The organism is Streptomyces sp. Q2, from assembly GCF_056820935.1.
In genome coordinates this window covers 28,611-38,752 of the sequence record NZ_JBXEJE010000054.1, presented here as the reverse complement: position 1 = coordinate 38,752, position 10,142 = coordinate 28,611, and the positions used below count along the sequence as shown (strand labels likewise).

The following is a 10,142-nucleotide window of genomic DNA, read 5'->3' as shown; positions in this document are numbered from 1 at the left end:
CCCCCCCGGCCCCTCTGCCACAGAGTCGATCAGATACAGCTGAAAACGGGGGACCACAGCATGACCGAGCCGAATCCGTACCAGAGCGGAGCCAGCCAGTGGGGCCCCGGGCAACCGCCCGCCCAGCCTCCCGCGGTGCCCGGCTACGGATACCCCAACCCGGCGCCGGCGTACGGCTTCCCCCAGCAGCCCGCGGCCCCGGTCCCCATGGGCGGTGCGCCGGTGCTGGCCATCGGGGACATCACGGTGATGGGCGACCAGATCGTCACGCCGGCCGGCCCGCTTCCGCTGCCCGGCGCGGTGTGGAACGCCACCGACATGTCGCACACGGAGGAGAGGATGCCGCCGCACGCCATCGTGCTGGCCATCCTCTTCTTCGTGTTCTGCCTCCTCGGCCTGTTGTTCCTCCTGATGAAGGAGAAGAAGACCGTCGGCTACATCCAGGTCACCGTGACGAGCGCGGGCCGGCACCACTCGACGATGCTCCCGGCCCTGGGTCCCCACACCTTCCCCGCGGTCATGGGGCAGATCAACTACGCTCGGTCGCTGAGCAGCATGTGAGCCGATCCCTCACGGCTGACTGAGGATCAGTGCATCCGTGATCCTGTTTCGCCGGCCAGCGCGATCGCCTTGCTGAGGATCACCGTCGGCAGCGGGAGGGGAGCCTTCCTGCTCACCTATTCGTACTCGGCCACGACAGCAGTGTGCCGGGCCGGTGCGGCGACCGGGCCGGAAGCCCGATCACGCGACCGCCCTCGCGTTGCCGACGGCCGGTGGCCCGACCTCGCACCACAGCAGCTTGCCGCCCCGCCCGAAGAGAGCGTTGCCCAGCGGATAGCCACCCCAGTTCTCCGCGTAATGGCAGACGAGGAACAGTCCACGCCCGCCGACGGCCTCCGCCGGGACCGGGCACAGGGGCCGGGACCGCCGGTCGAACGGGGGCGGAATATGCGGGTTGGTGTCCCAGCGCTCACCCGCAGCCGGTCGCCACCGAGTCCGCGCACGCGCAGCGCCGCCGGGCCGTCCGAATACCGGTAGGCATTGGTGACCAACTCCGAGGCCAACAGTTCTGCGGTGTCCTGGAGTTGGTCCATGCCGTGACCGGCAAGCACAGCTCGCAGGGTGACACGGGCGATGCGGGCTGCGCGCGCGTCGTGGGGCAGTTGCAGGGCGTATGCCCAAGTTGGGGACGTCTCGCATTCCGACGGGGATACGGTGACCATGAACGCCTCCTGCGTGGGGGGACTTGGTTTGCTCGACGACTCAGCAGGGCGGTGGCGGTGCCGCGCACTTGAGGAGTGGCGTGGTGCACTTCCGGCTTATCGGCCAGGTCGGTTGAGCGGCTCGGGTCTGACCGTAGAGGCATCCGTAGAATGGTTTCTACAGAATCTGCGGATGCATGCGACGTTCCACTCGTGTGGGTGACCGCATACGACGCAAGACAAGGGAGCGGAAGGACATGCCGCCAAGGCAGACCCCTACGGCGCGCCAGATCCGCCTGGGAGCCGAGTTGCGCAAACTGCGCGAGAGCGCGGGGCTCACCGCCCGCGAGGCCGGCGAGATGCTCGGCGCCAACCAGGCCCGTATCAGCAACATCGAGACGGGCCGCTTCGGCCTCAGCGAACAGCGCGTCCGGACACTCGCCCACAACTACGAATGCACCGACGACACCCTCATCGACGCGCTCGTCGCCATGACAGGGCATCGAGAACGGGGCTGGTGGGAGGAGTACCGGGAGACCCTCCCGCCCCGCTTCCTGGACGTCGCGGAAATGGAGCAGCACGCGGTGGCCCTACGCGTCGCCCAGGTCATCAACATCCCCGGCCTGCTCCAGACCCCGGAACACGCGCGGACCCTTTTCCGCCAAGTGGTCCCGGCCCTGCGCCCGCACGAGATTGAGTACCGCATCTCCCATCGCATCAAGCGCCAGGCCGTCCTTCACCGCGAGCAGCCTCTGCAGTACACGGCAATCATCCACGAAGCCGCACTACGAATGCGGTTCGGCGGCCGTGAAGTGGCCCGCGCCCAGTTGGACCACCTCGCCAAGATGGGCGAGCAACCGAACATCACCCTCCGGGTGATCCCCTTCGACGGCACCGCTTTCCCCACCGTCGGCCATGGATTGGACTACGCATACGGTCCGGTCCCCGCCCTCGACACGGCGCAGCTCGACGCGGCTCACGGCAGCGAACTCATCGACTCCGTTGCACAGTTGGCCAAGTACCGACTCATCCTGGACCGCATGGAGCAGGCCACCCTGAACCCCGAATCCTCAGGCGAACTCATCCACCGCATCGCCCAAGACACCTGAAGGCCGAGCCATGACCGAACTCAGCTGGCAGAAGTCCACATACAGCGAGGAAGCGTCCTCCTGTGTCTATCTCGCCACCACCCCCACCGGAACGATCCTTCTCCGCGAGAGCGACGAACCGGAGACAGTCCTCACCGCCAGCCCGCACCAACTCCGCGCACTGATAGCAGCCTTGAGACCCGAACACAGTGCAACGACAGCAACACACGGATATAGCCCTTCCGGCCACCGCGCCTTGAGCAAGACGCCCCGTAGGGCCTCCGTCGCATGTGCCGCGGTCCCGCAAGACGGCCGCTGGCCTCCGCCCGGCATGGCTGTCCCCCTGCCGAAGGCATGACCGAGAGCCGCCGTTGGAGACGCTGATGAGAGGTCCCACTACCGCCCGGTCGAGCGCAAGGCCTGGCATCTGGTGGGCGGCAGGTCTGCATAACGTGAAAGCGCACGTACGGCGCCATCGCCCCGCCGACACTGCGATAGCCGGACTGCCACGACATGGTGCGTTCGATCACCCAGCGGCGGCGGCCCAATCGTTCGCTGGACTCGATTCCTCCAGCGAGACGCCATCGACACCCTCAGCACCGCCCTCGGCAGCCCGGAGACCACAGAGACGGTCAACGGCGACGACGATGAACCGCCGCCCTGCGCCGCCTTCGTCCGCTGATGTTGCCGTCCTCACTACTGCCGTCACCCCACGCAGAAGCCCCATCAGGACACACCTGGCGGGGCTTCATATTTTCTGAGGCTATCTGAATTGGCTGCGATGAAATCGCTCTACGCAACCACGTCTCGCGACGCGAGCATTCGCGGGGATTAACGATCCATGAATATCCTGCGGAGATTCCCTGTCAGGTTTTCATGAATACGAAAACCCTCTTGACCAGGGTAGGGCAGGTTTTCAACAAACGAAACCTTAATCAATTCCCTGACTGCACAATCCCCACGGACGTACGCATCCTCGATGAAGTTGATCAATCGAAGCCCGATGGTCTCCTCAGTCAAACCCTGGCCAGACTCGCTGAACAAACTTACCGCCCATCGGACGACGTCCGCGAGGAAGACGTGGGAGAGGAATTCTTCGTAGAACTCCACATGCTCGGCATGCAAGCTCTCAAGCTGCGGAAAGTTCTGCAGGAGACCATGAAAGAACTGCTCTTCGTTCATCTCCATCAATTCCCTGCGAGGGCTGACTTAAGGTCGGCAAGTAGACTTCTCGCCACGATCAAGTCGTTCGGGTCGCCGTTTCTATGGTTCCTCGATATCCACTTATTCAGCGCCTTAGCGTATTGATTCCCCTTAGCTACGTGGTTACGGCCGTGCACGAGTTGACCGGAGCTGAGCTCATCGCGAATCGCCGACATCGTCGTACCGTCTCCAGTTCGAGCCGGATTGGTCGTCCCCTTATAGAGATCGTTAACCAAGTTCTGAAGCTTTGAATCGGAGACACTTGGCGTTGGCAGGATACAGCCGTTGCTGTTGTGAACCAGGACCGGCGTCTCGCCCGCCAGCACATAGTACGTGTGCAGGTCATCGACGGTGAGGTTGTAAGTGCGCGCCTGCTTAGTGAACGACCGGTTCCCGGTCACGATGACCGTATCGCCCTCGTCCGTGCGCAGAGTCATACCCGGCTTGAGCTTCCCGGCCGGGACCCAGTCGTGCTCGGACGGAGACCAGAAGGGATGCTCGTGCGTCGCCGTGAGCTTCTCGATGCCGTTCTCAGTGGCGATGGAGAGCTCGTTAAAGTACTTGTCGCCCTCGGTCCGGATGAGGCGGGTGACCTTTCTGGACACCGTTTCGCCAGTCTTCGGATCGGTCGCCAGGACCTCTTCTCCGAGCCGGACGTCCTCAATATCCTTGGTTGATCCATCGGCCATGAGGACGTCCGTGCCGGCCAGGAAGCACTTGCATCCGGGGAGCACCTTCGCGCCGTCGGCCGCCTCGTCCGCGTGCCTCCCAAGCTTCAACAGCTTGAAGACCTTGAGGAAGGGAATATCGGCAGCGAGACCCCCGCATTTGCCCACGGACACGTCGTCCACGCACTCGCCGGCTTCTTCGGTGTCGAACACGAAGAAGTCGAACAGGTCTTTCGCTTGCCTCTTTTTCAGGTTCTCGCCTACGGGAGCGATGCCGTAGTAGACGCCATAGTTGCCGACCGTGACGTGAGCCTTGTTCTTGGTTCCGCCTGAACTGTATGTGTACGTGAACAGGGTGGATCCGTCATCGCGGCTCACAACATCGGTCTCCACCATGTGGTGCACCCAGTGCCCTTGATCATTCTGGGTGAACCACTCCTTGGTGCTCGGATCGCAGCTCCCGTTCTCGCACACGCCGACGGGCTTCAGGCCGTCGGGGTCGGATGTGGAAATGGGGCTGTTGCGGGAGTAGGAATACCCGTTCATCTGCAGCGGGTCCGCGATGTCGATGATCGGGTCGGCAGAGATGAAACGGCCTGTGCCCTGGTCGTACTCGCGTGCTCCGATGTGCGTCAGGCCGGTTGCCGCGTCGTCGATTCCCACGCCCAAGTAGCTGCGCTTGTTCGGCCAGTTCGCCGGCTTCGGTCCGCGCAGTTCTCCGTACGGCTTGAACGCGCGGCGGGTCACCGGCTGGGTGCCGGAGAGTTCGACCGTCGTGTTCGCCGTGCCCAGGTGGTCGGCGATCATCACGTTGAGCTTGTGGCCGGTCGTCGCGCTGTTGCTCGTCGTGCGGACGACCGACGGGGCGCCGGCCTGGGCGTATGAGCGTGAGGCTCGGGTGATGGTGCCCGTCGTGTTCGTCGTCAGCTCGGTCTCGCCCAGGTACAGGGTCGAGCCCGTCGCCGAGTTCTCCAGCAGGCGGTTGCCGTCGGCGTCGTAGACGTACGTCGTCTTCGTGCCGTCGTCGGTGATCGAGTCGAGCTTGTTCTCGGGTGACCAGACCAGGTTCTGCGTGGTGTCGTAGAGGTCGCGGACCGTGGTGTTGCCCGTCGCGTCGTACGTGTACGCGCTGCCCTTGCCGTCCGGGGTGGAGGTGGTCCACGTCATCGTGTGCGGCTGGGCGATGGTGTCGCCGGTGACCGTCTTGCCGTAGCCGTACTTGTAGGTGACGTTCTTCGTCGCGTCCGCCGGGTCGTGCTCGGTCATCGACGCGCGGTTGCCGATCCAGTCGAACGTGTACGACTGGCGGTAGGCCGTCGCGCCGGTCGCCACCGTGCTCGCGTCCGGGGCCGCCGCGGCGAGCGTGGAGGTGAGGGACGCGTCGGGGGACAGTGCGTCCGCCGCCGCGTCCGGGGCGTCCGTGACCGGGCCCGAGGAGGCCGCGTACGTGGTGCGGGGGCCCCACGTCGTGCCGTTCGCCGACTTGCAGCCGGTGCCGGTGCCGGTGCCGGTCGGGGTGACCTTCGACGTCCAGGCGTGCGCCAGTTCGCCCATCACGTCGTACGTGAAGCACTGGGTGTCCCAGGCGCCCGTGGCGTCGCCGAGTTGGCGGGTGTTGGAGGTGATCGTGCCCGTCGCGTCGTAGGAGTAATAGCTGTCGGTGATGCGGTGCGGGCCCGCCGTCTCGCGGTCCGCGACGGTGCGTTGGAGGCTGCCCGTGTGGGGGTCGACGAAGTTGGTCGTCCAGACCCGGTAGGGCTGGGAGCCGGAGACCGTGCGCAGGACCTCGCCGTAGGGCGAGTACGTGGCGTCGGCCGTGTACCAGCTCTGGCCGGACGTCGACTCCGCCAAGCCGTCGCTGTTGTAGCGGGTGACGACCTTCTCCTGGGCCAGGCCGCCCTTCGCCGGAAGGGTGACCGACTGCGGCTTGCCCGTGGGCGTGTAGGTGTACGCGTAGGAGTAGGTGCCGGAGAGGCCCGTCGTCATCGCGTTGGCCGGGATGACCGTCTCGCTGCCGGTGATCTGCGAGTCGGCGTTGTAGCCGGTCACGCGGTTGACGTAGTCGCCGGTGTCCGTGTGGCGGATGGACTCCGAGGGCTGTCCGATGCCGCCGGCGGCACCGTCGTACTTGTACTCCTTGACCGGAGTCGCGGTGGCGGAGCCCTGCCGGACGTACCTGACGCGGCCGAGGACGTCGTACTCGGTGAAGGTCTCCTGAGCGCGTGCGTTCTTGACCCGGTTGGGACGGTCGGCCGTGTCGTACCAGGTGTCCGTGGTGCCGGTGTCGGGGTCCGTGGAGGACGTCAGCCGACCGCGGGCGTCGAAGGTGTACGACCAGACGTTGCCGGCCGGGTCGGTGACCTTGTTGCGGTTGCCGCGGGCGTCGTACTCGTAGGTGGTGGTGCGCCCCGCCGTCGTGCTGGAGGCGTCCTGGGTGAAGTGCCTGAGGGAGGTGACCCGGCCGAGGGCGTCGAAGTACGTCCTGGTCATCGGGGCCGTCGAGCCCGGCGGGTTCACCTTCGTGCTGACCGCGTCGTACCAGTGGAACGTCTCGTACTTGTACGCCCCGCTGTGGTACACCGACGCCCGGTGCTCGCGCCCCAGGCCGTCGTAGCGGTACTGGGTCGAGATGGGGATCAGCGACGTGGACCTGGGCGCGAAGAGTTCCGTGCTCGGGTCGCCCTTGGCGAGGTAGCCGCCGGTCTTCTTGAAGACCAGTCCCTGGTCGTTGTAGTCGGTGTCCACGATGATCCGGCCGGGACCGTGGGCCTCGGTCTGCTTCTGGACCTCGCGTGTCAGGCCGTCGTAGAGGGTGATGTCACGGGCGTAGGAGCCGTCGTCCTTGAGCGTGTCGACGACTGTCGCGGCCGGACGGTTCTCGCTGGCGGAGGCGACCGCCGGCTGGTAGTCGATGATCACGTTCGGCGACTTGCCACCGGATGAGCGCGACGGGGACCAGCCCTTCACCAGGCGGCCGAGGGCGTCGTACTCGGTGCGGGCCACCCGGTTGTTGGCGTCGGTGACCGTGAGCGGAAGGCCACGCCCCGGGTCGTAGGTGGTCAGGACGGCACGATCCTGGGCGTTGATCGTCTTGGTCGCCGTGACCGGGCCGCCCTCCGCAGGCGTGTACTGCGTCTCGGTGACGCCCGCACCAGGCTTGGTGATGGTGCGTACGCGGCCGAGTTCGTCGTACGTCGTCCCGGTGACGACGGAGTGTGCGGTGCCCGCCCCGTTGATGTCGGCCACCGAGGTGACCTGGCCCTTGGTCGGGGTCGCGCCGTAGGCCAGGTTGTCGTAGGTGTACTGCGCCGACGACTTGAGCCTGGTCGCCGGATCGGCCGTGTCGTAGCCCGCGCAGGAAGTGCCCGTGGTGCGCTGCTCCTTGGGCAGGCCGATCAGCCATGCCGTGGTGTTGTGCAGGTACGACGTCTTGGTGCAGGTCTGGTCGGAGAGCACCTCGGAGGAGCCGCTCGGCTTGACGACCGCCGTCTCCACCTGGATCGGGAGGCCGTAGGTGTCGTCGGGCGTGGTGAGGGTGCGGACGGCCCTCCAGCTCGTGCCGACGTGCTGGATCTCGTCCGTCCGCTTGACGCCGAGGCGGTGGGCCAGGAGCGGGTCCGCGGTCGTCGCGTCCTCGTTCTCCCTGGCGCGGGACGCGGTCTGCTTGGACCAGGGGTAGTTCAGGCTGCGCTTGAGGATCGCGCCGTCGGAGTCGACGTAGGTGATGGACTCGGCGGTCATGCCGGCGTACTGCGGGGCGTCGTCCGACAGCAGTGTGTAGGTGCCGGTGGAGTCCTTGACCTCACCGCCGACGCCCTGGAAATACCGCGTCGCGGACTGCGACTGAGTCTGCGGAATCCCCACCTCGGATGTGGACTTGCTGCCCTTGGTGACCTTGACCTCTCGGTAACCGCGCCAGTCGCTGTAGGTGCGCAGGGCGGGGCGGCTGAACTCGTCGTCGCTCTTGGCCCAGGCCGGGTCCGAGTACGCGTACTGGCTGACGACCGGCCTGCCGTGCGAGGTGACCTTGTCGATCTCCGAGACGGAAGCGACGACGTACTTGTTGAACCACGACTTCGCCGGGGTCTTCTCGTCGCCGTCCGGCGACCAGCGCACCGGGTAGCAGGTGCCGTTGCTCTTGCCCTTGTCCTCGGACGGCTCGGTGGCGCAGCCGCCGGTGTACTCGACCTCGATGTCGCCGCCGTACTCGGTGGAGACGGTGCCGATGCGGGGGCGGGTGAAGCCGGGGCGCTGGTCACTCTTGCCGGTCAGGACGAGGTTGGGCAGTTGGCGGTCCTTCAGGCGGGTGCGCAGGGGTGAGGTGGCGCCCACCGTGTAGTGCGCGAAACTGATGCCGTCCTTGGACTGGAGGGTGCCGGTGGTGTCACCGGGCGCGTAGCCGGTGCGGGTGATCGAGTTGAGCCACAGGCCGGGGGCGCTGTCGTACCAGTCCTCCGGGAAGGACTGGCGCAGCGTGTACTTGTCGACCGGGCCGAGACCGGTCTGCCCGGCGCGGGCCGCCTTCGTCGTCACCGTGTCCAGGCGCAGCTGCGTCCAGAAGGAGGGGAACGGCGGGCAGAGCTTGGACGTGGACTTGCAGTTGAGGTTGCCGGGGGTGTCCCACCAGGGGCGGTAGGCGCCTGGGTCGTCGGTCTTGGCGAAGTTGGCCGCGGTGCACGCCGTGTCCGACTTGAGGCAGCGCTGCTTGGTCCCGAACTCCACGGTCGCCGACGGCTTGGTCAGGCCGGCCGGGCGCATGCCGTACTCGATGGAGGCCGGGTAGGCGTAACGGTCGTACGGCTACAACTCGCCCACCTACACGGGCAGCCTTGCCCGCACCAACGGCGCGGCCACCAGCGTCACTGGCACCATCGGCAACGCCAAGCCACCGGCCGCCGGGCCCAACGTGCTCTACGTCCGTGCCGTCGACAGCTCGGACAACGTCTCCGAACCGACCAAGTACTTCTTCTACGTCACCCCGCGCGACCAGGCCGACAAGGCCGGCGACTTCACGGGTGACCAGCTGCCCGACATGATGGTGGTCACCGAGGCCGGCAACCTCGTCCTGTATCCCTCCCATGCCACCATCAACGACCTGGAGAAGGGCACCGGCGACCTCCAGTACGCGATGTCGGGCGCCTACCGCGCCAACCCCGACAAGGATCCCAACGGGGATGATCTGCCTCCCTATGTCAGTGCGCCAGGCGGCCACTTCAAGGACGCGCTGATCACCCACAACGGAGACATCTACGGCGGCGACGGCCTCCAGGACCTCGTCGCCCGGGTCGGGGGCAGGCTCTGGGTGTATCCGGGTGACGGCTACGGTGCCGTCAACATCGACCGCCGCCAGGAGATCCTGCTGCCGACGGGCGCACCCAGCCCCTCCGCTCTCACCCAGATCGTCGCCGCGGGCGACATCACCGGCGACGGCCGCACCGACTTCCTCGCCACCGTCGGCGACGAGTTGTGGGCGCTGACCGGCTACCACGGGGCGACGGTCGATCAGGCGATCCGCCTGTCCGCCTCGGCCTGGACCGACCGGGATCTGGTGACCGTCATGGACGTCAGTGGTGACGGCGTCGCCGACATGGTCTACCGCACAGACTCGTCCGGACGGCTCCTGCTGCGCAGGGGCATCGCCGCGAGCAGTGGCGGAACCGACCTGAACTCCTTCGGGTCCGCCGCCAACTCCGCGGGGGGCGTGGACACCGAGTACGGCGCCTCCGGCTGGGGCAGTGACGCCATCCCGCTGCTGATGGGCACACCGGACGCCAACGGCGACTCCGTCCCCGACATATGGGCCGTGCGCGCCGACGGCTCCGTACGTTTCCACCCGGGCAGCAAGACCGCCTTGTCGGGGTCCGGCACGGAGATCATCTCCAAGGCGAGTTACTGGGCGACACGAACCGCCATCGGGTGAGCCGAGGAGCTCCCCGCTCCCGTTCGGGGGCCGTCGGGCGACCGACCCGAAGGCCCTCGAA

At 66.5% G+C, this 10,142-nt stretch carries 4 protein-coding genes and 3 pseudogenes; 4 read left to right on the top strand and 3 right to left on the bottom strand.

The genetic code is table 11. The features are described from left to right. The first annotated feature begins 60 nt into the window (after positions 1 to 60). Entirely contained in the window at positions 61 to 561 is a 501-nt protein-coding gene (locus ACWBNA_RS41230; protein WP_482709722.1) for a hypothetical protein, read from the top strand. A 180-nt stretch (positions 562 to 741) separates the two neighbouring features. On the opposite strand, the pseudogene ACWBNA_RS41225 reads toward ACWBNA_RS41230, so the two are convergent. Continuing rightward, a pseudogene (locus ACWBNA_RS41225) lies at positions 742 to 1,223 on the bottom strand (ATP-binding protein). A gap of 236 nt (positions 1,224 to 1,459) precedes the next feature. On the opposite strand from ACWBNA_RS41225, the gene ACWBNA_RS41220 reads away from it, so the two are divergent. Together ACWBNA_RS41220 and ACWBNA_RS41215 are read left to right on the top strand one after the other, a co-directional pair. Then, positions 1,460 to 2,311, top strand: a complete 852-nt coding sequence (locus ACWBNA_RS41220; RefSeq protein WP_482709721.1) for a helix-turn-helix domain-containing protein — start codon at positions 1,460 to 1,462, stop codon at positions 2,309 to 2,311. A 10-nt stretch (positions 2,312 to 2,321) separates the two neighbouring features. Then, positions 2,322 to 2,648: a DUF397 domain-containing protein gene (locus ACWBNA_RS41215; RefSeq protein WP_482709720.1), complete on the top strand. Its 327-nt coding sequence runs from the start codon at positions 2,322 to 2,324 to the stop codon at positions 2,646 to 2,648. Between the two features lie 473 nt (positions 2,649 to 3,121). Here ACWBNA_RS41215 and ACWBNA_RS41210 read toward each other — a convergent pair whose 3' ends face one another. Both ACWBNA_RS41210 and ACWBNA_RS41205 read right to left on the bottom strand, forming a co-directional pair. After that, positions 3,122 to 3,472 (bottom strand): DUF7674 family protein, encoded by a 351-nt coding sequence (locus ACWBNA_RS41210; protein WP_482709719.1) that lies wholly within the window; start codon positions 3,470 to 3,472, stop codon positions 3,122 to 3,124. A 5-nt stretch (positions 3,473 to 3,477) separates the two neighbouring features. After that, a pseudogene (locus ACWBNA_RS41205) lies at positions 3,478 to 8,958 on the bottom strand (polymorphic toxin-type HINT domain-containing protein); the annotation flags it as partial. On the opposite strand from ACWBNA_RS41205, the pseudogene ACWBNA_RS41200 reads away from it, so the two are divergent. Then, positions 8,957 to 10,081, top strand: a pseudogene (locus ACWBNA_RS41200) (FG-GAP repeat domain-containing protein); the annotation flags it as partial. The pseudogenes ACWBNA_RS41205 and ACWBNA_RS41200 sit on opposite strands and share 2 nt — an antisense overlap. Between the last annotated feature and the right edge of the window lie 61 nt (positions 10,082 to 10,142).

Bases quoted from the DNA above. Each gene is read 5' to 3' on its own strand.
- ACWBNA_RS41230 (WP_482709722.1), top strand. From the start codon at position 61: ATGACCGAGCCGAATCCGTACCAGAGCGGAGCCAGCCAGTGGGGCCCC.
- ACWBNA_RS41220 (WP_482709721.1), top strand. From the start codon at position 1,460: ATGCCGCCAAGGCAGACCCCTACGGCGCGCCAGATCCGCCTGGGAGCC.
- ACWBNA_RS41215 (WP_482709720.1), top strand. From the start codon at position 2,322: ATGACCGAACTCAGCTGGCAGAAGTCCACATACAGCGAGGAAGCGTCC.
- ACWBNA_RS41210 (WP_482709719.1), bottom strand. From the start codon at position 3,472: ATGAACGAAGAGCAGTTCTTTCATGGTCTCCTGCAGAACTTTCCGCAG.